This window comes from Bacillus sp. FSL K6-1284, from assembly GCF_038002625.1.
In the GTDB taxonomy this organism is placed as follows: Bacteria; Bacillota; Bacilli; order Bacillales; family Bacillaceae; genus Bacillus; species Bacillus paralicheniformis.
Map to the genome: position 1 here is coordinate 2,306,882 of NZ_JBBOCW010000001.1, position 24,874 is coordinate 2,331,755.

28 protein-coding genes, 1 tRNA gene and 1 pseudogene are annotated in these 24,874 nt (G+C 42.0%); 12 read left to right on the forward strand and 18 right to left on the reverse strand.

All coding sequences use genetic code 11. The features are described 5' to 3' along the window. Positions 1 to 111: 111 nt before the first annotated feature. Both recQ and MHB72_RS11775 read right to left on the reverse strand, forming a co-directional pair. The gene (gene recQ, locus MHB72_RS11770) at positions 112 to 1,893 is read right to left on the reverse strand and encodes a DNA helicase RecQ (RefSeq protein WP_020451771.1); all 1,782 of its coding nucleotides are present in this window, start codon (positions 1,891 to 1,893) and stop codon (positions 112 to 114) included. 184 nt (positions 1,894 to 2,077) lie between these two features. Next, on the reverse strand, positions 2,078 to 2,599 hold the full coding sequence (locus tag MHB72_RS11775; protein WP_144498575.1) for a hypothetical protein: 522 nt from the start codon (positions 2,597 to 2,599) through the stop codon (positions 2,078 to 2,080). A gap of 99 nt (positions 2,600 to 2,698) precedes the next feature. On the opposite strand from MHB72_RS11775, the gene MHB72_RS11780 reads away from it, so the two are divergent. From MHB72_RS11780 to MHB72_RS11790, 3 genes are all read left to right on the forward strand, one after another. Next, complete coding sequence (locus MHB72_RS11780; RefSeq protein WP_257878874.1) at positions 2,699 to 2,833, forward strand: hypothetical protein; 135 nt, start codon at positions 2,699 to 2,701, stop codon at positions 2,831 to 2,833. Between the two features lie 223 nt (positions 2,834 to 3,056). Then, positions 3,057 to 3,233: a YjfB family protein gene (locus MHB72_RS11785; protein WP_003182594.1), complete on the forward strand. Its 177-nt coding sequence runs from the start codon at positions 3,057 to 3,059 to the stop codon at positions 3,231 to 3,233. A gap of 124 nt (positions 3,234 to 3,357) precedes the next feature. Continuing rightward, positions 3,358 to 3,431 (forward strand) — tRNA-Arg (locus MHB72_RS11790). Between the two features lie 244 nt (positions 3,432 to 3,675). Here MHB72_RS11790 and MHB72_RS11795 read toward each other — a convergent pair. From MHB72_RS11795 to fdhF, 4 genes are read right to left on the reverse strand one after another with little or no spacing between them, the layout of a single operon-like run. Beyond that, positions 3,676 to 4,032, reverse strand: coding sequence for an MmcQ/YjbR family DNA-binding protein (locus MHB72_RS11795; RefSeq protein WP_023855693.1), 357 nt, complete (start codon positions 4,030 to 4,032; stop codon positions 3,676 to 3,678). After that, a complete protein-coding gene (locus MHB72_RS11800) occupies positions 4,026 to 4,295 on the reverse strand; it encodes a pre-toxin TG domain-containing protein (RefSeq protein ID WP_026579569.1) in 270 nt (89 codons plus the stop codon). Before MHB72_RS11800 ends, MHB72_RS11795 begins: the two co-directional genes overlap by 7 nt. A 60-nt stretch (positions 4,296 to 4,355) precedes the next feature. Beyond that, positions 4,356 to 4,916: a DUF1641 domain-containing protein gene (locus MHB72_RS11805; protein ID WP_101560986.1), complete on the reverse strand. Its 561-nt coding sequence runs from the start codon at positions 4,914 to 4,916 to the stop codon at positions 4,356 to 4,358. Next, positions 4,909 to 7,866: a formate dehydrogenase subunit alpha gene (fdhF, locus tag MHB72_RS11810; RefSeq protein ID WP_216920803.1), complete on the reverse strand. Its 2,958-nt coding sequence runs from the start codon at positions 7,864 to 7,866 to the stop codon at positions 4,909 to 4,911. Before fdhF ends, MHB72_RS11805 begins: the two co-directional genes overlap by 8 nt. 147 nt (positions 7,867 to 8,013) lie before the next feature. Here fdhF and MHB72_RS11815 point away from each other — a divergent pair. Then, positions 8,014 to 8,118 (forward strand): annotated as a pseudogene (locus tag MHB72_RS11815) (YjgB family protein); the annotation flags it as partial. Between the two features lie 348 nt (positions 8,119 to 8,466). Here MHB72_RS11815 and MHB72_RS11820 read toward each other — a convergent pair. Both MHB72_RS11820 and MHB72_RS11825 read right to left on the reverse strand, forming a co-directional pair. Beyond that, the gene (locus tag MHB72_RS11820; RefSeq protein WP_216920813.1) at positions 8,467 to 8,931 is read right to left on the reverse strand and encodes an SMI1/KNR4 family protein; all 465 of its coding nucleotides are present in this window, start codon (positions 8,929 to 8,931) and stop codon (positions 8,467 to 8,469) included. 12 nt (positions 8,932 to 8,943) lie between these two features. Beyond that, complete coding sequence (locus tag MHB72_RS11825) at positions 8,944 to 10,839, reverse strand: T7SS effector LXG polymorphic toxin (protein WP_340902780.1); 1,896 nt, start codon at positions 10,837 to 10,839, stop codon at positions 8,944 to 8,946. A gap of 225 nt (positions 10,840 to 11,064) precedes the next feature. Between MHB72_RS11825 and MHB72_RS11830 the strand changes: the two genes are divergently transcribed. Beyond that, on the forward strand, positions 11,065 to 11,181 hold the full coding sequence (locus MHB72_RS11830) for a response regulator aspartate phosphatase (protein ID WP_023857323.1): 117 nt from the start codon (positions 11,065 to 11,067) through the stop codon (positions 11,179 to 11,181). A 137-nt stretch (positions 11,182 to 11,318) separates the two neighbouring features. Here MHB72_RS11830 and MHB72_RS11835 read toward each other — a convergent pair whose 3' ends face one another. The 5 genes from MHB72_RS11835 to MHB72_RS11855 form a co-directional block, all read right to left on the reverse strand. Then, complete coding sequence (locus tag MHB72_RS11835) at positions 11,319 to 12,464, reverse strand: serine hydrolase (protein ID WP_216904424.1); 1,146 nt, start codon at positions 12,462 to 12,464, stop codon at positions 11,319 to 11,321. Between the two features lie 859 nt (positions 12,465 to 13,323). Further along, positions 13,324 to 13,989, reverse strand: a complete 666-nt coding sequence (locus tag MHB72_RS11840) for a flagellar brake protein (RefSeq protein WP_216920263.1) — start codon at positions 13,987 to 13,989, stop codon at positions 13,324 to 13,326. Between the two features lie 360 nt (positions 13,990 to 14,349). After that, a complete protein-coding gene (locus tag MHB72_RS11845) occupies positions 14,350 to 14,814 on the reverse strand; it encodes an SMI1/KNR4 family protein (RefSeq protein WP_216920247.1) in 465 nt (154 codons plus the stop codon). A gap of 105 nt (positions 14,815 to 14,919) precedes the next feature. After that, a complete protein-coding gene (locus MHB72_RS11850) occupies positions 14,920 to 15,198 on the reverse strand; it encodes a YwqI/YxiC family protein (RefSeq protein WP_216920245.1) in 279 nt (92 codons plus the stop codon). Positions 15,199 to 15,201: 3 nt separating this feature from the next. Further along, on the reverse strand, positions 15,202 to 15,591 hold the full coding sequence (locus MHB72_RS11855) for a YwqH-like family protein (protein ID WP_020451783.1): 390 nt from the start codon (positions 15,589 to 15,591) through the stop codon (positions 15,202 to 15,204). A gap of 334 nt (positions 15,592 to 15,925) precedes the next feature. Here MHB72_RS11855 and MHB72_RS11860 point away from each other — a divergent pair, with 334 nt between their 5' ends. The 3 genes from MHB72_RS11860 (at position 15,926) to MHB72_RS11870 (ending at position 17,537) form a co-directional block, all read left to right on the forward strand. Next, positions 15,926 to 16,204, forward strand: coding sequence for a hypothetical protein (locus MHB72_RS11860; RefSeq protein ID WP_039072786.1), 279 nt, complete (start codon positions 15,926 to 15,928; stop codon positions 16,202 to 16,204). A 431-nt stretch (positions 16,205 to 16,635) separates the two neighbouring features. Beyond that, on the forward strand, positions 16,636 to 16,923 hold the full coding sequence (locus MHB72_RS11865) for a YozQ family protein (RefSeq protein WP_020451786.1): 288 nt from the start codon (positions 16,636 to 16,638) through the stop codon (positions 16,921 to 16,923). A gap of 359 nt (positions 16,924 to 17,282) precedes the next feature. Next, positions 17,283 to 17,537 carry a YciI family protein gene (locus tag MHB72_RS11870; RefSeq protein WP_020451787.1) on the forward strand — a complete coding sequence of 85 codons (255 nt, stop codon included), beginning with the start codon at positions 17,283 to 17,285 and terminating at the stop codon, positions 17,535 to 17,537. Positions 17,538 to 17,877: 340 nt separating this feature from the next. Here MHB72_RS11870 and MHB72_RS11875 read toward each other — a convergent pair whose 3' ends face one another. Next, positions 17,878 to 18,135, reverse strand: a complete 258-nt coding sequence (locus tag MHB72_RS11875) for a hypothetical protein (RefSeq protein ID WP_231006185.1) — start codon at positions 18,133 to 18,135, stop codon at positions 17,878 to 17,880. 272 nt (positions 18,136 to 18,407) lie between these two features. On the opposite strand from MHB72_RS11875, the gene MHB72_RS11880 reads away from it, so the two are divergent. From MHB72_RS11880 to MHB72_RS11890, 3 genes are all read left to right on the forward strand, one after another. Then, positions 18,408 to 18,845 carry a hypothetical protein gene (locus MHB72_RS11880; RefSeq protein ID WP_216920243.1) on the forward strand — a complete coding sequence of 146 codons (438 nt, stop codon included), beginning with the start codon at positions 18,408 to 18,410 and terminating at the stop codon, positions 18,843 to 18,845. 96 nt (positions 18,846 to 18,941) lie between these two features. After that, positions 18,942 to 19,793: an SMI1/KNR4 family protein gene (locus MHB72_RS11885; protein ID WP_105978779.1), complete on the forward strand. Its 852-nt coding sequence runs from the start codon at positions 18,942 to 18,944 to the stop codon at positions 19,791 to 19,793. 162 nt (positions 19,794 to 19,955) lie between these two features. Continuing rightward, positions 19,956 to 20,600, forward strand: coding sequence for a DUF1796 family putative cysteine peptidase (locus MHB72_RS11890; RefSeq protein ID WP_020451790.1), 645 nt, complete (start codon positions 19,956 to 19,958; stop codon positions 20,598 to 20,600). A 171-nt stretch (positions 20,601 to 20,771) separates the two neighbouring features. On the opposite strand, the gene MHB72_RS11895 is transcribed toward MHB72_RS11890, so the two are convergent. From MHB72_RS11895 to MHB72_RS11910, 4 genes are all read right to left on the reverse strand, one after another. Continuing rightward, positions 20,772 to 22,121, reverse strand: a complete 1,350-nt coding sequence (locus MHB72_RS11895) for an amidohydrolase family protein (RefSeq protein WP_216920241.1) — start codon at positions 22,119 to 22,121, stop codon at positions 20,772 to 20,774. Positions 22,122 to 22,491: 370 nt separating this feature from the next. After that, positions 22,492 to 22,743, reverse strand: coding sequence for a CotD family spore coat protein (locus MHB72_RS11900; RefSeq protein WP_216920240.1), 252 nt, complete (start codon positions 22,741 to 22,743; stop codon positions 22,492 to 22,494). A gap of 231 nt (positions 22,744 to 22,974) precedes the next feature. Next, positions 22,975 to 23,184: a hypothetical protein gene (locus MHB72_RS11905; protein WP_020451793.1), complete on the reverse strand. Its 210-nt coding sequence runs from the start codon at positions 23,182 to 23,184 to the stop codon at positions 22,975 to 22,977. Positions 23,185 to 23,415: 231 nt separating this feature from the next. Beyond that, the gene (locus MHB72_RS11910; RefSeq protein WP_039072832.1) at positions 23,416 to 24,198 is read right to left on the reverse strand and encodes an alpha/beta fold hydrolase; all 783 of its coding nucleotides are present in this window, start codon (positions 24,196 to 24,198) and stop codon (positions 23,416 to 23,418) included. A 137-nt stretch (positions 24,199 to 24,335) separates the two neighbouring features. Between MHB72_RS11910 and MHB72_RS11915 the strand changes: the two genes are divergently transcribed. Further along, entirely contained in the window at positions 24,336 to 24,839 is a 504-nt protein-coding gene (locus tag MHB72_RS11915) for a hypothetical protein (protein WP_031305168.1), read from the forward strand. Positions 24,840 to 24,874 lie beyond the last annotated feature (35 nt).

Here is a 24,874-nt window from a genome sequence, read left to right on the forward strand (position 1 = left end):
CAGCCGTCCAAAAATCGGCATAAATTCAGGTGTATCAAGGGTTCCAATCTTTTTTTATCTGCAATAGGAGATTTACTAAAAAAACTTTTTACATATGATGTTTTTGGGTTTTTATGCTTCTTTCTCAGTTTTATAGGCTTGAAGCTCCTGTAGAAATACAGCGCCGTATTTTACTCTTTTTTGTTCTCCCACTCCTTTGACTGACAAAAGTTCTTCGTCTGTCAGGGGAACTTTCCCGCTCATTTCCCGCAGCGTTTCGTCAGAGAATATGACAAAAGGAGGCACGCCTTGTTCCTGGGCAAGCTTTCTGCGCAGCGCTCTTAACCGTTCAAACAATTCGTCATCTTTAACAATTTGACTTGTCTGCATTTTTTCTTTGCGCATCACCGCTTCCCGGCCGAGCAAAACGTTTCGCCCCTTGTTGGCGACAAAGAGAACGGGATATGTTCCGTCGGACATCTGGATGTACTCATCTGCGATTAAAAACTCTATAAAATCGCTGATGTCGGCAATAGACCGGTTCTTTAAAATTCCGTAAGTCGATAATTGCTGGAAGCCGTTTTCGGTCACTTTCTTATTTTTCGAACCTGCCAGAACTTGCGCCACCATGGTTTTTCCGAACCTTTCTCCCATGCGGATGATGCAGGACAGTACCATCTGTGCTTCCTTCGTCACATCGGTGATGCTTCGGGTGTCGAGACAGCTGCTGCACCTGCCGCAGTCTTCAGTCGAAACTTCGCCAAAATAAGAAAGAATAAACCGCTCAAGACAGCCTTCAGTATGGCAAAAATCAACCATTTGCCTCAGCTTTTTCACGTCTTGCGCCCGAATGTCTTCATCTTCTGTCGACTGTTCGATTAAAAACCGCTGAAGCCGGATGTCCTGAGGAGAAAATAGCAGGATACACTCGCTGTCAAGACCGTCGCGTCCGGCTCGTCCTGCTTCTTGATAATAGCTCTCCATGTTCTTTGGAATTTGAGCATGAATCACATAGCGGATATTGGATTTATCGATGCCCATTCCGAATGCTGAGGTCGCTGTCATCACACTGATCTCGTCATTTAAAAAGAGATCCTGCTGCCGGTCTCTTTCTTCATCATTCATCCCGCCGTGATAGCACCCGGCCGCAATTCCTTTTTGAGACAGGCGGCTTGATATTCTTTCGGCTTCCTTTCTTGTCGCTGTATAAATAATTCCCGCCTCTGAGCGGTTTTTCTCCACATATGATTCGATAAAACGATCCTTGTTTTCGCCTTTTAAAATTTTAAACGTCAAATTATCCCGTGAAAAACCGGTGAAAACCGTGCTCTCTTTTTCGATCCCGAGCTGTGTGCAAATATCCTCATGAACCTCGGGCGTTGCGGTAGCCGTCAATGCCAATACGACCGGACGGGTGCCGAGGCTATTTAAAAAGCTTTCAATATGTCTGTAGCTCGGCCTGAAATCGTGGCCCCACTGTGAAATGCAATGAGCTTCATCAATCGCTGTCAGCGGGATATGAATGCGGGAAAGCACGCGAATAAAATCGGGAGACGTCAGCCGCTCAGGTGTGACATAAAACAGCTTGTAGCCGCCTTCCTTTAAAACGGAAAGCCGCTCAGCGATTTCGCCATGGCCTAAAGAACTGTTCACGTACGCAGCTTGAATTCCAAGCTGATTTAACGCATCCACCTGGTCCTTCATCAAGGAAATTAAAGGAGAGATCACAATGGTTGTCCCCTCCATAAGGAGCGCGGGAATTTGGTAGCAGATTGATTTCCCTCCGCCCGTAGGCATAATGCATGCTGTATCCCGTTTTTCAGAAACGACCGATTGAATGGCTTTCTTCTGACCCGGACGCAGTGAAGGATAGCCATAATAGTGCTGCAATAAAGCTTCAGCTTTCTCTAGCATATAAATGAAACCCTCTCTTATCATAAACTTCTTCCTGTCCACCATGATATCATATTTAAACCGGCAATCAGCCTCTCTCCGTAAAATCGTCTATTCGATAAAGAAAATTCATTTTTAGCTCAAATACAAAAAAACTCCGGCGCTGATGTAAAGCGTCAGAGTATCAAATGAATCGTTTCGCCTTTCATTTAATCGCAGTTTGTTGTTCAGCTAATAATTGCAAACGCTTCGCTTCCTCCAAGCAAAGTGTTTTGTATGCCAGGGCTCCGGTAATGCTCACTCTGTCCGATGCATCCCGACGCAGAGCGGAAAGCTCTGAAAGCACAGATGCCGCGTCGTCTTGTATCATTCCGTGGTCATGCAGCATTTGAATCAATTCATCGCCTTCAAGGCGGATCGCATTTTGATCAAATGTCGAGGCTGTTTCCCGCAGAACATTGTGAACATCAGACCAAGCGCTTTCGATCATGTTCTCCCCTGCCGGCGCTGACCGTACAGATGTCAGTCCCGATAACCTTTTTTCCCGTACGGAGACGAGCTTCTGAAGCCTTTTGTCAAACTCCAATTCAAAGTCCTTGTATTTCAGTTTGATCAATTCCTTCATCCGTTCAGACAAAGGTTCCTTTAACAGCAAAACGCACATCATCAAAGTAGCTGGCCATGCCAATGATTGAACCGTCGCAGAAACAAATTCAAGCCAATCCATAAAATCAGCCTCCGTTTCAAAAGGAAAGTTGTTTTGTGAAAGACCAGGTGGTAATGTTGAATCGAAAGGAAAATTTTGTGCAAAAGGGTGTGGTTTACCATGTGGATCATCATCATATTAATGATCATATTGATCGGATTTGCAGGAAACATTGTTGCCATGTTGCGAACGATTGTCAAGCAGAATGATAGAATCATCAGCCTCTTCGAGAATGAAATCAACAAAGGACATTAGACAAATGCTCAGGAAGTGAAGAATCGCGGAAGATACAAAACAGCTCTTCTTATTCGAAGACAAACAAGGAACCGGTCAGTGGCGGTGAGAGACGGCTTCTTTTTCATGGTGTTTAAGATGCCGCTGGGATCGGTTTACCACTATATTAAATTGAATATTCAGATTAGTAAATATGAGTAAAGTCCTCACCTCTCTAACCGATACACATGTTAAGGAGGTGGTTATGTTGGATATTGCTGTTTTATCAATGGCCATGAGTCAGGCCGCTCTTTATCAAAACGTGCAAATGTCGCTGACAAAGACGGCTTTGGACACCGCCGAACAAAGCGCACAGCAGCTCGTTGACATGGTTCAGGCGCCACATCCCGTTTCAGGACATCATATTGACCTGAAAGGTTAAGGCCAAAACATACATTCAGCAGGCTGCAATGTCTGCCGGATGTATGTTTTCCCGAAGAAATTTTTAAAAAAACCGCTGCAACCTCTTTATTTTTTCTGATTTTTGCACTATAATATTGTTCTGTGTCCCAGTAGCTCAGGTGGATAGAGCAACAGCCTCCTAAGCTGTGTGTCGGGAGTTCGAATCTCTCCTGGGACGTTTTAAATGAGAAGAGGCAAACCCTTGGTACGTAAGGGTTTGCCTCTTTTGTTAATGGCCGTGTTGTTGTTGCTTTAAAATAAAGTTGATTAAAATCATCATGAGAACCCACATATTATAGAAAGAACCCGTTTTGAAAAAAAGATTGATCAAAACGGATTCTTATCCAACGAATTTAAGTTTCGGTTTTATAAAAAAGTTTGAACATTTTCTGGTTCCTTTTGCGAAACGATCATTTCATGATTTACTTGGTTAAATTAAAGCTTTGCTCAATTAAGTTATAAACTTCTTCTTCTGAATCTATACGTTCTAAAACAAGTGATATCCAATTTTCCTTATCCATATGATATCCAGGTAAAATGCTCTTTCCATTTCTTAAACTGCCGCTTATTTCGGGAGGGCATTTTAAATTCAGAATATCTATTTCGTCATTTCCATCTAAGCCTAACTTTTCTGGGAGAACATTCATTACAAGACCATACCATTTTTCGTTAGATTCATGTCTTAAAGCGGCATAGTTTGGAAATTTTTGAAATGGGTAATCTGGCGATGTACCGAATTTTTCTTTGACATGCTTAAAGATATCTTCTCTTGTTAACATACTGAATCATTCCTCCAACAACTTAAATAGATTTTCGGCAATTGCCGATCCAGATGGAACAATGGTGAATTTTTTGAAGTCATGATGTGAAGGAGACATGTTTCTCCTGTAACGGGATTAACACCCTCAGTGGCTTTCTTGTAATCATAATATCCGGTGATGTTTCCTGCAAATGTGCTGCCTGCATCCAACACTTTTTCATACCACTCCCGCTCGCAAGATCTTCCTGTTTTTTGAGTGAGCTCTTTTTGCTTCGATTTCATATTGATTAGCCGGCTGCCTGCAAAAAACCCGAGCTGGCAACAGCCGGCTCGGGCGGGTGGTCAATCCCTCTTATTCATCCCCCTTTTCTCTCGGGGTTCCTGATGTTGTTTTTGGTGCTCCGGAGGCTGAGTCGTGCGTTCCAGCTCCTCTGTATCTTGTCCCATTCCTTTTAAAAAGGAGAATAGCAGTGTAACTGCTTTGTTGATTTCCGGGTCTTTGAGTGAGCGGATGACATCAAAATAACCTGTTTTCTCTTCGCTGTCCTTTTGTTCCACCGCGTTTGCCACCCCCGCATTCACTTTCAAAATGAGAGGTTCCAGCTGTTTCACGTCTAACATGCCGAGCGTCCCAAACAGAAGAAGCAGATTTTTAAGCGTGTTGGCCGTTTCCTCTGTATCTGCCTTTTTCACTAAGATGTCCAGAACTTTATCTCCTTGGCCAAAAAGGCCGCGGAGCATTGGCAAAACACCGCGCTCGTTCATGTGCCCAATCATATGCAGCGTTTCAAGAATGGCTTCCTTATTTTCGACTAATGCATCTTCTATTTCTTTCATATCACGCTTTCTCTGATCCTCTTCGGTTATCTCGATTTTCTGAATTCGTTTAATCGCTTTAGCCATTATGCCCAATCCCCCTTTTCACAGCGTCGCCAGGGAAAATATAATCGTTCCGCGCCCATTTCTTTTGTACCTGCACACCGATTTGCGGCTGCGGATTGCCGTTGCGGTGATTGATCTTAGGCAGCGGATTGGTTCCATCGCGCTTCAAAATTTCCATTTTGGCCGATGTTTCTTTGTATGCAGGCGTATCGGTATCCTTATCAGCATGACTGCCTGTCAACAGGTTAATCGCCGCTTCTCCTGAATCGTTCATTGGCAGATACACTTCCTTCCCTTTGACACGATCAGTGATCAGACACTTCACTTTGACATTTCCGAAAGGCGATGTGAGTCTGACAAGGGTTCCGTCCTGAATTCCCCGCTCTGACGCCAGTTCAGGAGAAATTTCTAAGAACACTTCCGGCGTTTTTTTCGAAATCCCTTTTGATTTGTAGGTCAGGTTCCCTTCGTGGAAATGCTCTAAGAGCCGCCCATTGTTGACGTGGATGTCATATTCCTCACCGAACTCTTCAGGCTCTGTCCACTGAACAGGGTAGAGTTTGGCCTTGCCGTCCGGGAAAGGGAAGCGCTCTGTAAAGAGTAAAGGCGAATCCTTTCCATCAGCGCTTACAGGCCATTGCAGGGAATTGTAGCCTTCAAGGCGTTCATAGGTGACGCCGGCATAAATCGGCGACAGCATGGCTGCTTCCTCCATAATCTCTCCAGGGTGCTCATAGTGCCAGCCGGCGCCAAGCTTATTGGCTACCTCCATAATAATCTGCCAATCAGGCTTTGATTCGCCCAGCGGTTCAAACACCTGATACAGCCGCTGAATACGGCGTTCTGTGTTTGTAAAGGTTCCTTCTTTTTCAAGGCTCGGGCTCGCAGGAAGAACAACATCAGCAAACTCGGCTGTTCGTGAAAAGAAAATGTCCTGCACTACAAAGAAATCAAGCTTTTCATATGCGGCGTGTACATGATTGATATTGGAATCGACCAGACCCATTTCTTCACCTTTTACATACATCGCTTTCAGCTGGCCAGAATGGATTTTTTCGATCATTTCGTGGTTGGTCATGCCCGGCTCCTTCGGCAGCGGCACACCCCACGCCCGCTCGTATTTTTGGCGGACTTGTTCGTCCGTCACTTTTTCATACCCCGGCATTCTGTCAGGCATGCTGCCGAAATCACTTGCCCCCTGCACGTTGTTATGGCCGCGCAATGGGTAAGAGCCTGCTCCCGGTTTACCGTAGTTTCCTGTCACAAGCAGCAGATTAGAAATTGCCGTGCTCGTGTCGCTTCCGCCAATATGCTGTGTCACGCCCATTGCCCACAATGCGCACACACTGTCAGCCTGACCAATCATCTCCGCCATTTGGATGAGGGTTTCTTGATCAATTCCGGTTTTCTCCTCGGCATATTCAAGGGTATACGGCGTTAGGCTTTTCACATATTCGTCCCGTCCGTTCACTCTTTCCTGCAAAAAGCGTTCATCTGCCTTGCCGTTTTCAATTAAATATTTGGCGATGGCATTCAGCCAGACGATATCTGATCCGGCACGCGGCTGGACAAATAAATCAGAGCGCTCTGCCATTTCGTGTTTTCTGATATCCGCTACGATCACTTTCTGTCCCCTCAGCTTATGAGCCCGTTTAATGCGAGTGGACAAGACCGGATGCGATTCAGACGTGTTCGAACCGATAATCAACACAAGGTCCGCTTCCGCGATATCTGTAATCGACCCTGAGTCACCGCCATAGCCGACTGTCCGGAACAGGCCGGCAGTCGCAGGAGATTGGCAATAGCGCGAACAGTTGTCGACATTATTTGTGCCGATGATCCCTCTGGCCAGCTTTTGCATGAGGTAGGATTCTTCGTTTGTACATTTAGAAGATGTAATAAAGGCAAGCGAATCCGGGCCAAACTCCTCTTTTAAATCCGTGAACTTGCTGGCGATCAGCGATAACGCCTCTTCCCATTCAGCTTCGCGGAAATGGTCGCCTTCTCGGATCAGCGGCTTTGTCAGGCGTTCCTCGCTGTTGACGAAATCCCAGCCGAACTTTCCTTTTACACAAGTAGAAATGCCGTTGGCCGGCGCTTCCTCCTGCGGCTCGACTTTCAGAATGTCTCTGCCCTTTGTCCAGACATCAAAGCTGCAGCCGACGCCGCAGTATGTGCAGACGGTTTTCGTTTTTTTGATTCGTTCATCACGCATGGCAGATTCCATATCGGAAATGGCGAGAATCGAGCCGTACCCTGTTTCTACGCCTTTTGTGATCTCGATCATCGGACGCAGCGTTTCGTCATTGATTCCTGTTAAATATCCGGCTTCCCCCTCCATTCCTTTTTCCATCATCGCATTACATGGACAGACGGTAGAACAGTGTCCGCATGATACACAAGATGACTCATTGATCGGCACATCATTATCCCAAATGACGCGCGGGCGTTTCCGCTCCCAGTCTATGGTCAGTGTTTCAGTTACCTGAACATCCTGACACGCTTCGACACAGCGTCCGCACAAAATACATTGATCCGGATCATACCGGTAAAACGGATTTGATTCATCCTTATGGTAAGGCTTCTGATCAAACGGGATGCTTTGATGATTGACTTTCATTTCTTTCACCGTATTATGTATTTCACATCCCCCATTGTTGTAATCGCAAACTGTACAATAAAGCTCATGATTATATAAAATCTTGTCCATCCCGATAACCTGCGCTTTTTTCACATCAGACGAAAGCGTATCAATGACGTCGCCATCCTTTAATTCAGCGGAGCACGACCTCTTCAGCTCGCCATTGATGCTGACGATGCACGTATCGCATGTTTCAATCGGCCCTAAGCTAGGATGATAGCAAACTTGCGGCACTTCAATCGAGCTGTTATTCAAAAGCTGCAGCACCGTCTGTTCCTCGGACGCTTCCATTTCAACGCCGTTTATTGTGATTTTTTTCTTGTCAGCCATCTCCATTCCCCTTTCTTGCTTGTGTATATACCGAATTACCCATTTCTCTTCCCTTGCAAGGGATCAATAAAACATACAAAGCGCACTCACATGTTTTATTGCATCCTCACCGGGAAACGAGAGGGTAGATGAAAAAGAGGGATCAGCATGAAAAAAACAATGTCTGTTCTAACCGTGGCAGCAGCACTGACAGGCTCTCTTTCCGGCTTTGGGGCGGCGTCCTTTTCAGCACCGACAAACACCGTAACTGAAGGCGCGCAATCCTGCATAGACTCCAGCCGCTCCTCCTGTGAAGCTGACGACCTTCATCATCATTCGATACATCCGGGTACACACTTGATAAGGGAAAGGTGCGTCTCCCATTCTGGCCAATAAAAAAGCGGCCACCAATCAGCTGCACAATATCCGTGTGCAAAAGATCAGTGTCCGCAGGCTCTCCTTCTTGGACTCAGGTATACGTTCGTTTTTCTTGTCTCTATCGTATGACAAAATGGAATAGAAAAAGTCCTCCATTTTATCCCCCTTTTTGTCGGATTTTTCTCGGAAATTGAACAATAAAAAAAGCACTCAATCAGAGATTAAGTGCTTGAATATATTAAATTATTCTTCATCGTCCCAATCTTCGTCTTCTTCCCAGTTTTCTTTAGACTCCTTAAGGTCTTCCATGAAAAACTCTAGAAAATTAGTAGCTACTGTTCGACCATAACCCTCTTGATTATCCCAAAGTATAACTGGGCATTCACCATCTACCATCCTGTTTGTATCAAGACAATAAGAGAATTCATCTACATATTCAATGACTACGATACCATCAATTAAACCATAGTGATTTCTGTAATCTTCAGTAACTGTTACTACTCTTGGTGAAACTTTTCCATGACCTAAAATATCTACACCGTAAATTCCACCGGACCCATAGTTTTTTAAAAACCATTTATAACTTTCGGGTAGTTTTACGTTTAGGTTTTCTTGAATTTCATTAATTTTTTCGATGCTAATGCCACCTGTAAAATCATCATCTTCAGCATTTTCTTTTATGAATTGTTCAACTTGCGAATAGTTCACTAAAACCACCTCTTAATCTTGATTCTCAAATTGTTTAGCTCTCCATTTCCAATATCTTTTCCTGAAAAGATTATACTGTTTTTCAAGTATAGGATCGTTTCTGAAACTTTCTCCCTTTCCTTTTAGTCCATGAAGAACTTTGGAGTATTTTGTATGCCAACTATCAGGTATTTCTGCCATTGGTCCAGGCTCTTCTTGAATTAGATGATGGAGGTTAATTTGAGTACCATCGTTCGCATACGGAGTTCTTCCTTTTTGCATCAGTTGTAAATTTGTCATTCCAGTTTCAGGGTCAATTCTATTTATATCAAGATCCTTAAACGTATAAACTCTTCTACTTACATTTTTAATCTTTCCTTTAGTCTTTACATGCCCTTCAATTTCTTTCGCTTCAAATCGTTCCTTATTTAACCAAGGTACATTTATATTTTTTCCTGTAAACGGTTTTCTGCTTATATCAGAAACTTTCTTCGCAAACTGAATAAGACTGTCTTTTATATGCTCCCCATTAAGTGCATGATAAGGGACTTTACCCCCACCTGCAAACTGAACTTGCGGCGCAAAAGGGTTGTGTATTTGAATTCCTTTTATGTTTGAAGCGACCCTTTGCATCGATTTCTTTAAAGACGCTACGCTTTTTTCCAAAGCTTGTTTCGATACTTTTTTCGAAGCTTTAGTTGCTTTGGCAGCGACCTGCCCTACCTTCCCCGCCTTGGCAGCTTTTGCTGCTTTGTCAACGCCTTTTGAACCAACAATCGATGTCCCGACCATTCCAACGGCATAGCTAAACCATCTGGCTTGGGTGTAAGAATCACCATTGACGACATCTCGTTGATACGAGTCTTCAATTCCTTTTTTTATAATATTGAATGTGACATCAGGATGATGAAGTGTAAAGTTAATGCCCTCAATCGTTTCGTCTGCGTGAACGACCATGTCCCATAGGCCTACCGCAGTATCGACGACTGCATTTTTGAGTCCTTCAGCGCTTCCTTTAATTGCGTTGCCAAAATCACGAGCGCCTTCAATTTGATTGAAATATCGCTGTTGCCAAGGGGAAAGGTTTTCGTAGCCAATTTCCGCGGCCATCTCGTAAAACTCTGAAGCTGTTGAAAAATTGTAATCATCAAGCTTCTTCTTTAGTTTAGCAATTTTATTATCCTGTTTGCTAACCTCGCTAACTTCTTTTTCAAGCTTCGATCTCTTGTCCAGCTTATCCATCATGACGCCCATCGCTGTGTCTTGTCCACCACGCAAAGCATCCATCTCATCTGGCTTTAAAATGGATCCTTTTTGATAACTCGCAATCTCAATTTTTGGCCCAGTATACATTTTCTCCAGCCTGGTTATGTATCTCTGCATCGTCTCAAGGTCGTTTTCGGCGGTTTTGAGGGCGCTTGTCTGTTCTCTGTCGAACGTATGCAGCTTTTCAATTGTCTGATTGATTTCCTTTAAGGATTTCTGATACTGTTCATGAAAATCGGTGTCATTCAAATCAGGCAAATCGACAATATGACTGACCTTCGCGATCGTGGCGTTGGCTTTGGACACCAGGTGTTTTGTTGTGCGGTCCGCAGCATTCAATCCTTGTTCCAGCTCGTGCTCAAGAAAGCTTTGCGAAATAAACCCGTTATCGTTTGGTTCCAGGGAATTCAGCACGCTTTTCATTTTCTTCAGCGTGGAACTGTATTCCTCTATAAACGTATCATAGAACTGTAGAAAAGGGGTGTGGCATTCCTCGTAAAAGGCGCGGATAGCGTCTCCACCTTTTCCTTTTAAAGCATCATCAAGTGATGCAATATCCTCAACGCTTTTTTTTACTTGAGCAAATTCTTCTGATTGTTGTTTTAATTGTTCCAACGTTTGATCAATAGCTTTGTGCAACGCCTGAACATCAAGAGTCTTCATAGCATTCTCCTCTAATACTACAGTGACATACCACGAAACATTTTACCACTTTATAGAAAAGAATTGGTGAATAAATCCTGTCAATTCATGAAAATGAATCTTATTGAGTAGGTCTTATACCCTGACACGTTCGGCATAACCTTTTTCAGATTCCAAAAAAGGAAAAGACCAGACATTAATTTTTTGAATATTTAAAAACAACTATATGAAAGGATGCTGGGGACATTGGAAGCTAAAGTTGCGTTTGAGAAAGTCGGTAAAATGCTTAATGATTGGTATTGCTTTATTAGACAAAACAATATTCAAAATGCTACTAAACTGCGGGAAGCACTTCAACATTGATAAACTCTTTACGCTGCGTGTCTCTATTAAGATGAGAGTAAACAGCTAAGATTATTGATTTCGAGAAACCAAGAATTGAAATTATATTTTGGCCAAATACGGCAAAGACCGCGAGCGTGGTTTCCGATGGGGGATAGTCATGAAAGTGAACCAGGCAAATCTAAAATAGATAATTCTTTTTTGATATGGGCGCGGAATTTAGAGTCTTTTAAAAATTTCAGCAGGAACCCATTCATATTTCGAGAAAGTTTTGCTTTCTCGACTGGAGTTAAATCATTTGCAAAAAATGCAATATCTGTCTGGTTTCCATCTTTATCTGTCGCATACATTGCAATTGTAAGAATAAACGCGGTAGATCCTCCCTTTTGTCCCGCATGAACAAGCCATTCACAATTGTTTGGATTTCTCATTATTTGTTCCATTACTGGATCAAGATATTGATATACACTTTCACTAAAATATACTTTGCTATTTAGCTTTTTCATAATAGATACATAATCTCTAGTCGTTGATCGGGGCAAACGGTCGGACCAAATTTTTTGAAAATCATTGTCCAAAGTTTTTCTTAATTGTTTTTTTTCTTGATCAGTTAGTGGTTGGCTCAGCCATCTATTATGAATTTCAATCGCTTTATTACGGTATTCATGCATATCCATGTTTTTCATTACTTCTAGGACTTCTTTTTTCGATAAGTTCTTTTCATTCATCAGTTGGGTAGGTATATAAAGTGCACTTACAATGGGATACATAGGCTCATGCTTTAACATATCTAAGCTCTTTGGAACATGATTGATGTTTTGAAGCCCCAGCACCTCAATTAAGTATTCAGTATTTGCATTAGAACTGTAAGCAATCATCCCGTTGACTACCTCACATAATGGAACACGATCTATCTCTTTGTCTTTTTTCAATTGAATAATCCAAGCCTCATGCGCACCGCCGTCTGTTTTTGGGATATAGAAATTCTCTAATTCCTTTAATCTTACTTCTTTTTGCGGATCGATTTTTCCTGCTGCTGCTTGTTGTGCATATTCAATGGCTAAGATGATTTTCACAGTACTTGCCAGAGGGAGTTGCTCGTTTACGTTAACATCAACCCAATTCTCATCGTTGTGCTTTATGGATAATGAGACATTCCCGCTTCCTGATTTTGCTTTAACAAACTGTACAATATACTCTGGATTTAACTTTTTTATTTCCCTCCGAAACATAAGAATACCGATTGCTATTACTAAACCAAGAGAAATTATTATACCTGCAATAATCAATAGTGCAATCTTCAATTTAACACTCCCTATAATGTTCAAATTACTATAGATACGAATTAAATAATGTTAGGTTTCAATTTCCTTCACACCAGCTCTTATGGTACGCAGTCCAGAAACCGTTCTTCTCAGGATTTCTGGGCATCATGGTCCATCCGAATGATACGGCCATCATCACGTTGATACTTAAGCTGGAATCACCAGTCCACCGCTTTTAAGAATAGCAAACGTTATTTCTGCCTTTTTGATAATCTCCTGGTTTCTCATCGTAATCTTCCTTTTAAAATAAGCCATCCCAAACGGCCTTTTTTAATTAAGTCTTGATCGGTTTTAATTTGTCATCAAGCAATTTCTCAACCTTTTTTCAATTCGTATTCGATTCTGCCAGACGAGAGCTCACAGAAATCTTACGACCGCCTTTTTCTACTGGTGTTTGGTACTTTTGCTTCAAAAAAAGAAGTTTTTCAGCAAATTAAAAAGCCCTTTTTCTTCATTGGCAGAAGAAAAAAGGCTTCTCTTTTTTTCGTTGGTTCAGCGGTCGCGACCATTAAATCCCGGTTATGTCACCTTTTTTGATAACGCATTCCAAGCTTATGCGACGAGAACTCAAGCTTCTTTTTTGACCTTGAAATCGGCCGGCGCAGCCTAGGATTCCACTGCTTCACCGACGGTGTTGCTTGTCGATCTGCCGTTTTCATGCAGAATATCTGTTACATATGAAGGATCACTACACTTCAGTGCAGTTGATGACTTCTGTTGGCAGAGTTGGACGCCAACTTGCCAACAGGTTTCCATAAATGTATATGGCGGGGACGAAACATCTCCTCTGAATTAATTGAGGGATATCAGGCAGATCACTGTATTCCTAAACTTCCATTTATTCAGTTTTCAATTTCCTTCTTTCTGTCAATTGCAATTTTATGCAATAATGTACAAGGGTTTGCTCATCATGTTCATTCATCTTGATAAATTCAACTGTCATGAGCTGTTTGTTTGTTCTGCGATCAATGTAAGTGCGTTTAACTTGAGCATGGACGTCAATCACATCTTCATCATGTCCCTCATTTGGCAGATGGATACTTAGCTTCAAATCATCTTCCGGTTCGTGTTTTTGCGTTTCTTCAATGATTAACGCAGCGCCTCCAGCACTGATATTTGATGTATATGTTTTAAACATTGAGCCAGATCCATATGAGCGAACAGTGACGGGAAGCGTTGTATTGACTCTAAAAAATTGCCGTCTTTGAACTTTTTTCATTTGAACTTCTTCAGGTAAATACATATTTAGTACAGGTATATCCTGATAAATTTCTCGGCCTTTTATTACACTATTAAATTTATATGGGACTTGTTGCTCATTTATAAAATGAACTGTTACCGCTGTATTTGTTGGAATAATAACAGTTCTCCCCGTTTCTTCATCAACAGGATAATGCACTCTTAAAACATTGTCTTCAATTGATAACACTTTACTTTTCGCAAGGACATATTCTTGAATTTCGTTTTCAAATTCTATTGTTATAATATTTCCTAAAGATAACAATGGACATCACTCTTTCAATTCTACTTAATCATTATATCGGTACTATGACATATAATTTTTAAAAAAGAAAGAAGAAAGCATTGAAAGGCTACTAAATCTTACATACTGCATAGACTCAGCCGCTTCACCAGTAACCCTGACGATCTTCATCTTCATTCGATACATCATTTGATTATGGAAAGGTGTGTCCCCGGCATTAAAAAGCGGCCGCCAATCAGCTGCACAACATGTGCAAAAGATCAGTGTCCGCAGCCTCTTCGTCTTTGACTTAATATTCACGTTCGTTTTTCTTTTCTCTAGTTTTATCCCCTGAACATAAAACAAGCACTCGATCTGAGATAAGTGCTTGAATATATTAAATTATTCTTCATCGTCCCAATCTTCGTCTTCTTCCCAGTTTTCTTTAGACTCCTTAAGGTCTTTCATGAAAAACTCTAGAAAATTATGTGCTACTACATTTCCGTAACCTCCGTCATTAGCCCATACAATTACAGGACACTCTCCGTCTTCCATTTTATTTGTATCGAGGCAATAGGAGAACTCGTCAACATACTCTATTACAACTATCCCATCAGGTAAATTATAATATTTCCTATAGTCCTCAGTTTGCTCTACAACATAGGCACCCTCAAGGTCATATCCAAGTATTTCCACGCCGAAAATTCCACCTGAGCCATAGTTTTTTAAAAACCATTTATAACTCTCCGGCAATTCAACTTGAAGTGTTTCTTCGATCCACTTTATATTATTTTCATTCGTGCCTCCAGTAAATATTGCCTCATGTTTATTCTCTTCAATAAATTTACTAATTTTTGAGAATGTCATAAAATGATTCACCTCATCTGCTTTTCAATTTCTTCTGCTCTTCCAACGTTTGATCAATGGCTTTGTGCAACGCCTGAACATCAAGAGTCTTCATGGCATTCTCCTCTATTTTGTTTTCATTGAAGAAGCCAGCTGTTTGTCGGTGCCCTGCATTCCTTCGACTGCTGATTCCGTTTGGGCGGCTTGTTTTGAGAAGGCAGAGGCATAGGAAGAAGCGATCTTATGAATCGCCCGATTCAATTCCTCTATCTTCTTCGTCGCATCAAGCTGATTCTGGCCCTTGATATCTGTCGGAACCGATGCTTTCATGGAATGGCTGGAATGCTTCAAATTAGAAAGCGCTTGTTTGACTTCCCCAGTATTTACTTTTATTTCTTGACCCATTTTTCATTTACTCCTTGCTTCGCGCTTCGCGTTCTCAATCTTTTTCTCTAAAGAACGAACTTCCTGGCTGAGCGATTGAATATCCTCTTCTAAAGATTTGATTCGTTCATCGATTTTGCTTAAAACATCAGAAAGCTGTTTTCCGCTGATGTCATTGTAGGCAGTCTTCATCAGGCCTCGAATACGGTTAAAGGAGTCAGCAAGACTGCCTTGCCACGAATGAGACGACAACTGTGGTTCGGTGATCGTCTTTTTAGAATCAGAGAACTCCGTTTTGTCTTTTTCTAACTCTTTACGGCAAGCTTTCAGCTCTGTCAAAAATTCTTTCTTCATCGATAAATCAACTTTCATGATATCTAAAGCCAGCGTTTCTCCAAGTATTGAACCGATCATATGCAATACCTCGCTTCCCGAAAAATGTATGACAAAAGTAATGACCAACTAAGAGTTTACCACTATACGGAAAGGAATTGGTGAATAAATCCTTTCAACTATTCTTTAATCAAGAATTTCAAGCGCATAAAAAATGCCGCTAATGAAACGGCTGCAAAAAGATAATTCAAAACTTATTTCTAAGCTAAACAACAACATCATGACTGAGAGCGCTTGTGATGTTTCTTGAAGCTGATATACTGCCTCATTTATGCGATCCGTAAGTTTTTCTGCTGCTCGGGTTAAATACTTTTCAGCAAATCAAGAAATACTGATGAAAAAGGTGGTGTCTTTTTTGGATTTTCCAATCATTCATACAAACTTTTGGGATGCTGTTATAGCAGTGCCAATTATTTTGATCGTCACACAGATAATTAAAATTTTTCTCAAGGTTCCCAAAAAGTATGTCCCATCAATTGCGATCGCACTAGGCTTAATCATATCTGTTTGCATAAGCCATCGACACAGCCTCATAGCTGGAGTATTTATGGGCGGATTCTATGGTTACGCAGCTATTGGTTCATATGCATCATTGAAAACAACCATTTCATCATATAGAAACAAAAAAGCATAAACAGGCAGGAAAATATACATTCCAGAGTTCAACTCGCTTTTTTTCCACTTTTATCCCCCAGTGAAGGCGCCCAACGAATTAAAGCAAGTTCACATGTTCTTAAATACATAAGCCTTAATCATCGAATAGGAAGTTATCCTGTTTGATGTCTGCCATTGAAAGGATCGGCGTCGTTCCTGCTGCACGCCCGGTTTTGCTTTATGATTTTTGTGCGCCTGTTCTCTTTCCCTTGATATAGGGTTGAAGATTGATTTCCCGAAAAAGCGAATGAATACCACCTCAACAGACACAATAAAAAGAGTTGATATTTCAGCACAATTCGCAAAGGAGTGAAACCATTGTATTGAATGATCATCAGACTGAAATGGTCTTCAGATGCCCCTGTCTAATTTTAAAGGAAACATAAAATTCAATAATATGGAGTGATAAACGTGACGCAAAAACATGGAGCAGACAGACCCGATGACTACAAAAGATTTTCTTCAGCAGACAAGGAATACGATTCTCAGCAATCGTTAGACAGCAATGCTAAGACAGAGAACGTTAATACTGAAACTGATAACAAAGAAAACATGAATGACAGCACGGATGTGGCAGGAAAATATTTTGACCCCTCGGATTATGAAGGAGCCACGCAGTTGGAAAAAGGATTGGCTGAAACTCATGAACAAGTCAGTGATGACTATTTTGAAGGAACGATCGATCAAAATCTGGATTAGTCATTTGAACGGCGGAACTAACTTAAAAAGTAAGTTAGTTCCGCTTAGATTAACAAAGTATCGATGTTCTCAAGTCCCAAATTAATCATTCAGTAACATCAAAAGTGATGGCCGAATAACAAAATATCTATTTTTTTATTCCCTGTTTCCCTATTATTATCCGTGCCACTCTTTTCATGAAATTCAAATCCCGTCTCCTTGGTCTTCCACTCCTTTACTTCAAAATCACTTTCAATCATTGCCAATGTGGCGCAATCGAAAGGAAAGCAGCTACGCCTTCCGCCGATCGAACTTTTATATGAATCTTCTATATATTTGTGCTAAGATAAAGTCATCTTTTGACAGAAAGGCGTGCTACGATGAAAAAATATTTACTCATAACAACCAGAACCGAGAATTTTGAAGATCAATATGTGCCAGCCCATTATCAATTTTTGGACAGGCTTAAAGCCGAGAACCGCTTGGAAATGTTTGGCCCTTTCAGCGATGCTTCCGGGGGCGCTTATCTTATCAGCGCAGAGTCTCTCAAGGAAGCAACAGAGATCGGAAATTCTGATCCGATTGTTGACAGCGGCTCTTCAACACTTGTCATTAAAGAATGGCAGATTAAATAAACTATTTGGACATAGCCAACATAAACCTCTCCAAACACGGGAAGGCTAATCTTAAACGGAAAATCTAGACCTGCGGGTCATTTTGAAATTACGGTAAAACCGTTTTTTCCCTATTGAAGGAGAATAATATAAACGGCCGGATCGACATTTTTTAAAATTCTTTGATTTTTCATGTTCCATATTTCTTTTCCTTCGTCGGTAGGACAAGAAGCTGTTTCTTGCAATCAACAATCTAGGGGGAGCCAAAGGTGAAATCGGCAGCCCCTAGTCCCACGATTCAATTTTCTGAACAGTCACTTGCTGTTTATGATCAACTTTCCACCCATTCCTTCTATCCCTTTCACTGACTGCCATGACCGTCAGTTTTTTGTTTTTCATAGTTTTTGACAGTACCGCCTATCCCTTTCCCTTTGATCCACATGGTCCCGTCTACATCTTTTTCATCTAGTAAACCAAGGTCGTTAATGGCTGCAGCTCCTGCATATTTGATTTCCCTATTGACACCGATAACGTTTGAAGCAAATAGCTCGTTCCAGCATTCATCATGCCCGGCAATCTGGGCTCCTGCTGTGTACGGATTAACATATTGGTATGTCAAGGTGATTCGATCTTTCTTTGGATCATTGACGCCCATTTAAATAAATTTTTTCAAGGGCAGTCTCTCGGCCTTCATCAACCCCTACAGCAAAAGTCAAACCAAGATCTTCAATTTCATGGCTGCTCGACCATCCGGTTAAAAAAAGTTGGAGAGGCTTTTACACCCTATCAAAGCCATACGCGATTTTTGGTTTTGTGCTTCTCCCTCAAAAAACTTCCATCTTTTTCAACTCATCTATGCTACAATAAAATGGAAAAAGGAGGGGGTTTTGAATGAAACGCTTTTTGCTGGTCATGGTGTTATTTTGTGGATTTTTCAGTTTTGGGAGCAGTGCTGAAGCTTATTCGTTCCCGCACAAGCTGAATCTTACGTTTACGGGAACTCATGTGGAGGACATTCCCTATAGCGACTCTAACGTTTCTCACTGGCATATTGGCTACAAGTTTACGATTTTTAATGCAGAAAACTGCAAAACAACGATTAAAATTCAGATGATGCATCTTTCCGGCAGGTTTATGAGTTTAAGCATTAAAGATTTTGAAGGGAACTGGCCTGATCGAACTGCTCAGGATGTCATCACATTGATGCCTAGGGCTTACAGGCTTTATTTTGAGAATACCGAAGGTGAATGTAAAGATATTCGTATTAAAGGAACATACGGAGCTATTCCGCAAACGTATGATAATTTCTCGGTCTTCAGCCAAAGATAGCCGTTATAAAAGACTGCAGGAAGGCAATACAAGCATAAAGGCCCGAGCAGCATTTTGCATGATAGATACTGATATAAACGAATGTGGGGGAATCATTTGAAAAACTTTTGGATATACGAAGACGAAGATCCGTACACTTTAAAAAGCATATCAGAGAGAGGCATTCTGAAAGCTGAAAAAAAGTTAGGTGTGAGACTTCCGGAGGAATATAAAGCGCTTATTCTTGAACAAAATGGTGGCTATATCAATTTTAACGCCTTCCCTTCTGAACGGCCCACCTCCTGGGCTAAAGATCATGTCCAGTTTGACTACTTATTAGGCATAGGGAAAAAGGATGGAATTCTCGAGAGTAAAGCCTTTATTAAAGAATGGGGACTGCCTGACAACCTGGTCCTTATTCATGGAGACGGCCATACGTGGATAGCGCTTGACTACAGGGAGACGAAAGAAAATCCGCCGGTTCACTATTTTGACTCAGAATTTGAAGAGGATTTTAGATTAGCCGGCTCATTTGGAGAATTTCTCTCTAAACTTTATACAGATGACTCCATTGATGATGACCGCTGCGGACATACGGGAGGCATACATTCTGGGAATGCAGATATTCCCTATGTCTATTCGGAAGATGCCATCACAAAAGAAAAAGCGGAACAGATTCTGACTGAAAATTCGGCAGCCGATCTGTATCAGATTCATTACTACCCTATTGAAGGTTTGGATGATTTAAATTGGCTTCTGACAAAAATAAAAGAAAGCTCATTGATAGCAAATATTGAGAATGGTGTCGAACTTGCCGTTGTTTTGGAATCTATTATTTCCCATCATAAAGATTTAATCCTTGATAACGAACAAACAAGAAGGCTGGTTTTAGACATTTCAGCTATTCTAAAGAATTTGAATGACTCTGTTATAGACATCCTTTTATTACAGATAAAAGATTCCCTTTAAAAAACAACTTTTACGTTGTTTTTTATTTATGTTTCCGCCCCATTCTTTAAACTCTCCTGTTCCGAGACCTCAATGTAGGCAACTGTTGTTACTCAACCCTTTTATAAAACATAGAATACTAAATAGATTGTTGGAAATTAATCCACAAAAGGAGTTAAGATTATGAATTTGAATGATATAAAAGGAGACTATAATGCCATTTTCGGATTAGGCCACCTCTGTTTAACTGCTCTTCAGCTTAGGAAAAACAATTTAAGGCCGTATGCAGGTCCTTTAGACTGGGTCGGCACCTCTTCCCTGACCGAACTGAACCGTCTTTTAAAGAATCGCTTTTCAAATTTTATGGCACCCCAAAATCTAAGGGTAACAGGCTACTCAACAGGTGTTTATACTACTGACCGTTATATCTCTTTAACAGATGATTATTATCATGTCGATTCAGCTCATGATTTTAAAGCAGATAAAAATACACTCGAACATCTTGCCACATACAATGAAGTGATGGAAAAATTCAATAGAAGAATCAACAGATTTTATGAAAAGATGTCAACCGCTAATCGGATCCTTTTTGTCAGAACTAACGGAACCTACAAGGAGGCTCAAGAACTGGAGTCCGTATTATCGGATTTAGTACAAAACGACTTCAGGGTACTCCTTATCAATCACTCAAAAGTTAAAGGAATTGTCGAGCAGAATTGGCCATTAAAAAGAATATGCGCGGTTACACTTCCAGATCGTGAAATCTGGCAGTCTAATGATCATCTGTGGAGAGAAATGCTTAATGGCGTGAATTATATCCCCTTTTAATCAAAACTTATAAGCGACAGGAAAAGGTTATAACATCATCATAACCTTTTCCATACATACTCTTCTCTGAAAACTAAACCAAAAAGCTGGTCTTCAAACAGAAACAATTCCCGAAGAGCGGCCTTCTGAAGTCAAGCAAGGTAAGTTTATCACTGAATTTCAAAGGAAAGATCAATAGGCGCCTTCAGGGGATCGGGATAAGATATGGTCTCTAGCTTCCAGCGCTTTTTGTCTCACCTTTTCAAGATCTGCATCAACCAATCGACCGTTTCGTTTCACTGCTTTTCCTGCGACATATACGGAATCTACATTTCCGGTGTGCGCGCTTTGGACGATGGCCCCCACCGCATCAGTCAAAGGGAGCAAATTGACGCTGTCCGTTTTCACCATGATAAAGTCAGCTTCTTTGCCGGGGGAAAGCGAGCCGATTTTATGATCGAGCCTTAATGCCCTCGCCCCGTCAATGGTCGCTGCTTTCAAGATTTGTTCGGCCGATATGCTCAATTCGGGACCAGGCATGATCCCTTCTTTCAACAGCTCTTCATTGCGCTTTGCACGCTCTGCTTGAAGGGCAAATTTCATCTGTGCGAAAAGGTCACCTCCCGTCGATGTCACAACATCAACCCCAAGTGCAGTAAGAACCCTGTTTTTTAAGGCGAGCCCTGTAACAGGATAGCCGTGCCCCATCATCATCTCAATTTCTGGTGTCACAGAAATCGAGCTTCCGTGAGCCGCAAGCATTTTCATTTCTTCTTCACTCATCGCATTGGCATGCACCATATTTAAATCGGGACCGAGCAGCCCGGCTTGATTCAGCTTCTCAATCGAACGATCTTTCGCTCCCCAGTTGCCAAACGCAATATGCATGCTGCATAAGGCATCAAGTTCCCGGGCCGTTTCGATTTCAAACACAGATGTCTTCCATGAAGAAAACTCCGGACCGCGAATGGCAAGCCCCATCGTCAAAAGCTGATCCTTCGATTGAAAATATGCTTTTTTTACCCGTTTCGCTTCGTCCATATTCGAAAGATCACTGTCTCTGTCCCAATATTCGGCATCACCGGATGTTCCGAAAGCGAATACTGCGCGAATGCCGGCGTCTTTCAGTCCCGCAATCAGCTGGTCCGTATGATCAGGCGATTCAATCATCGTCCAGTCCAGCAAAGTTGTGACCCCTGCCTCAAGCGCCTCAAGCGCTCCTAAATAGTTCGCGACCCAATCATCCTCAGGCCTTCTCATTGATCCATAATTGCCATAATAAATCCGGTTTAAATAGGTTTGCAGGGACCAGTCGGCTCCGATTCCGCGGATCACAGATTCCCATACGTGGCGGTGTGTATCGACAAATCCAGGCATGATCAGCATGTTGGAGGCATCAACAATCTCAGCGTCTCCCGGTGCAATCGACTCGGCAACGTCCAGAATGACGGAGCCTTCAATCAGCATGTCCCCTTTTTCGATCGTATGAAGCTGCGGATCAAGAGTTACAATCGTTGCATTTTGAAAAAGTGTTTTTTTCATAACGGTTCTCCTTTCTTCCCAGCCAACTAGAAAAAACAACATCCTATATGTACCATTTTAAAATAAAAAAGGTATAAATGATATTAATATGTATTGTGCGACTTGAAAATCCGCCTTCTGAGCTAGATGGAAGAGATGGAGTACACGATCACGTTAGAAAAAGAAGAAAGGTGAATTGCAGGAAACAGCGGTTGTTTAAATTGCAATGATGCGTTGTGTATTTATCGTAAATTCTGCTTTCATACTGCTCGCAATCACGATATACGGTTACTACCTCCCAAATGGAAACAGACCATAAAAAAGCTATGGTCTGTGAAATGAGTGAACGTATATTTAACTGCGATCAAAATATGGTATAATCAAGCTTTTATTAATAGCAATGGCCATAGTCCGACTTTTTTTCAAAGCCTTTGCAAGGTTTTCCGCAATGATAGTGTTCATGCGAAACGTCTTTATGATGTGAATAAGTGTGCGGATAGTAATGAACATGTTCATATTTGTGGTGGTCAATTTTTTTAGTATGCTGCGGATGAATATGAGGAACGACAGACTTTGAATACTTATGATCCTCACAATATTTCGTAGGGTAAACATGCGGCTCATGATGTTTTTTGCAGTACATGTGTACACGCTCCTTTCATTTTATAGATTCACTAGTACATTATGCTGAAAAGCTAAAGCCTGACTGCATAAGTACCTATACTTTGTCCCTATTTTTGCCCGTTCATTTTCTGAAGATCGTGTTTGGAAAATCTGCTTGATTACCCTGAAGCATCCGCCGGTTGAATACCCCTTGCTTCCGGAGTTAAAAAAAGACACTAAACGAATACTTTAAATGTTCGCTTAAAGTCCTTCATCTCCAATATACCTTGACGGGCTCTGTATGAATATGCAGCTCTGTTTTTGTATCGAAATGAACAACAAAGCCTCTGATTAATCCATAGAACTTGTTTTTTTCTGTAATTTTCATAACGGTCGCTTCGTCTTTAAATCCTGGCGGATGGCATGGCTCACCTACAATATATTGCTTTGAATGAACGGTGATTGCTTGAATTGACTTCATTAAATTCCATTCCCCCTCAGAAACGTCATGCTTCCTTCTGCTTCTGCGCAAAACGGAGATTCACCCTAGTAAAAATTGCGATTCTTCTCTTCCCTGGAATGCAAAATTATTCGGGTATTTTTACGCTACAAACTGTAGAAGCAGTCTCGGTGATTATCATCATAACACGTTATCCAAAATATTCCTTTCTGCTTTTTGAACATTATGTGGCGGCAGCTCCTCGGTATAGAATCAACCGATAAACTGCGTTAAAATACGGTTGAACATTTCGCGTTCCTCCCAGAACGGACCGTGTCCGCTGTATTGAAACGGAACAAGATATGAATTTCTTATTTTGCGGTTGAGTTCCTTTGCTTGTGCAAACGGAATCACCTTGTCTTGAACACCGTGAATGATCAAGGTCTGAGCAGCGACTTTTCCAAGATCATCATACAGTTTCTCATCTCTCAGCATGTCGATGACCGCTTTTGTTGACCAGCCTGCCGCCTGCAATCCCAATTGAAAAAACCAGTCCGAGAACGGTTGTGTAATATATTGAAAGAAAAATGTGTCGGTCACTTCACGCATCATCTTAGGACGATCGTGAGACGCTTGCTGAAGCAATTTGGCTGCCGTCTCTTCTGTAAATCCCACAGGTGCCGCTGCATCGATCAAAACCAGCTTTGAGACCCCGGAACCCCTGTATCGCGACATATAGCGAAGTGCTATGGCGCCGCCGGTTGAATGACCGGCAAGCGTGAAGCGGTTTAGTTGAAGCGTCTCAACGACAGCGCGGATATCGTCAGCCAAACGGTTGTAATTGTAGCCCGTCGCCGGCTTATCCGAACGCCCGAATCCCCGCCAGTCAATGCCGATACAGCGGTATCCCTTTTGTGAAAGATCGTCAAATTGATATTCAAACTGCAGATGGCTTAATGGCCAGCCGTGCAAAAATACAATTGTTTTGCGGCTTTGAGGATTAATGTCTTCTACGTACAGGTTAACGCCTGATTCTGCCTGAACAAAGTATCCCATGCCGTCGCCCCCAATCATGGTGTCTTTTACCATAAGGTACTCCCAAAATGTCAATAGGTGAATGTCCTGGCGGCTGAAGGTGAAGAATTTGAAAAGGTGTGACTGGTTAGACTATTTCAAGATACGGAGGTGGTTCAATGATGAAACGCTTGGGAAGTCTTGCGCTGTCGCTTGTCCTCATGCTGCCTGCGGCGGCGATCCAAGCGCAGCCTGCCGCACCAATACCTTATCCATGCAGCGTCGTTCTTCATCCAGCCCAGGATATTCCCAATGCCCGTGGAACGGCTTTAATTGCAAAAGTGAAAAAACCGTATACCGAAGCACCTGACAGTCCAGTCAGGGAACGGCGAAGCGTCGGCATCTACGCCGATTGGCTTCCGGCCCCTGCTTCATTTGGAGATTATGATCAATATGAAGGAATGGCCCGGATACCGGACCAGATCAGCTGGCGCTTCACCATGCATCTCGTCCGGGAAGACGCGCCAAGCTGGTTTGGCGGAAGTCTTTGGGCGGGCAAATTTGACGAAATATCGTCAGAGCTGACTGTGAATACCCGAGTCGAAGTGCGTCCTTTCAATTCGAAGACGAAAAAGGCCGGCCGAGCTGTTTTGCAGGGGACTTTGCAAGGTTGCAGGAACTAAATGAAAAAAAGGCCGCAGAAGCACCATTAGGACGC

Bases quoted from the DNA above. Each gene is read 5' to 3' on its own strand.
- MHB72_RS11775 (WP_144498575.1), bottom strand. From the start codon at position 2,599: ATGGATTGGCTTGAATTTGTTTCTGCGACGGTTCAATCATTGGCATGG.
- MHB72_RS11880 (WP_216920243.1), top strand. From the start codon at position 18,408: ATGAAACGCTTTTTGCTGGTCATGGTGTTATTTTGTGGATTTTTCAGT.
- MHB72_RS11780 (WP_257878874.1), top strand. From the start codon at position 2,699: ATGTGGATCATCATCATATTAATGATCATATTGATCGGATTTGCAGGA.
- MHB72_RS11900 (WP_216920240.1), bottom strand. From the start codon at position 22,743: ATGTACTGCAAAAAACATCATGAGCCGCATGTTTACCCTACGAAATAT.
- MHB72_RS11905 (WP_020451793.1), bottom strand. From the start codon at position 23,184: ATGAAGTCAATTCAAGCAATCACCGTTCATTCAAAGCAATATATTGTA.
- MHB72_RS11870 (WP_020451787.1), top strand. From the start codon at position 17,283: ATGAAAAAATATTTACTCATAACAACCAGAACCGAGAATTTTGAAGAT.
- MHB72_RS11895 (WP_216920241.1), bottom strand. From the start codon at position 22,121: ATGAAAAAAACACTTTTTCAAAATGCAACGATTGTAACTCTTGATCCG.
- MHB72_RS11805 (WP_101560986.1), bottom strand. From the start codon at position 4,916: ATGGCTAAAGCGATTAAACGAATTCAGAAAATCGAGATAACCGAAGAG.
- MHB72_RS11785 (WP_003182594.1), top strand. From the start codon at position 3,057: ATGTTGGATATTGCTGTTTTATCAATGGCCATGAGTCAGGCCGCTCTT.
- MHB72_RS11850 (WP_216920245.1), bottom strand. From the start codon at position 15,198: ATGGGTCAAGAAATAAAAGTAAATACTGGGGAAGTCAAACAAGCGCTT.
- MHB72_RS11795 (WP_023855693.1), bottom strand. From the start codon at position 4,032: ATGTTAACAAGAGAAGATATCTTTAAGCATGTCAAAGAAAAATTCGGT.
- MHB72_RS11855 (WP_020451783.1), bottom strand. From the start codon at position 15,591: ATGATCGGTTCAATACTTGGAGAAACGCTGGCTTTAGATATCATGAAA.
- fdhF (WP_216920803.1), bottom strand. From the start codon at position 7,866: ATGGCTGACAAGAAAAAAATCACAATAAACGGCGTTGAAATGGAAGCG.
- recQ (WP_020451771.1), bottom strand. From the start codon at position 1,893: ATGCTAGAGAAAGCTGAAGCTTTATTGCAGCACTATTATGGCTATCCT.
- MHB72_RS11825 (WP_340902780.1), bottom strand. From the start codon at position 10,839: ATGAAGACTCTTGATGTTCAGGCGTTGCACAAAGCTATTGATCAAACG.
- MHB72_RS11915 (WP_031305168.1), top strand. From the start codon at position 24,336: ATGATGAAACGCTTGGGAAGTCTTGCGCTGTCGCTTGTCCTCATGCTG.
- MHB72_RS11845 (WP_216920247.1), bottom strand. From the start codon at position 14,814: ATGACATTCTCAAAAATTAGTAAATTTATTGAAGAGAATAAACATGAG.
- MHB72_RS11800 (WP_026579569.1), bottom strand. From the start codon at position 4,295: ATGAAATCGAAGCAAAAAGAGCTCACTCAAAAAACAGGAAGATCTTGC.
- MHB72_RS11910 (WP_039072832.1), bottom strand. From the start codon at position 24,198: ATGGGATACTTTGTTCAGGCAGAATCAGGCGTTAACCTGTACGTAGAA.
- MHB72_RS11890 (WP_020451790.1), top strand. From the start codon at position 19,956: ATGAATTTGAATGATATAAAAGGAGACTATAATGCCATTTTCGGATTA.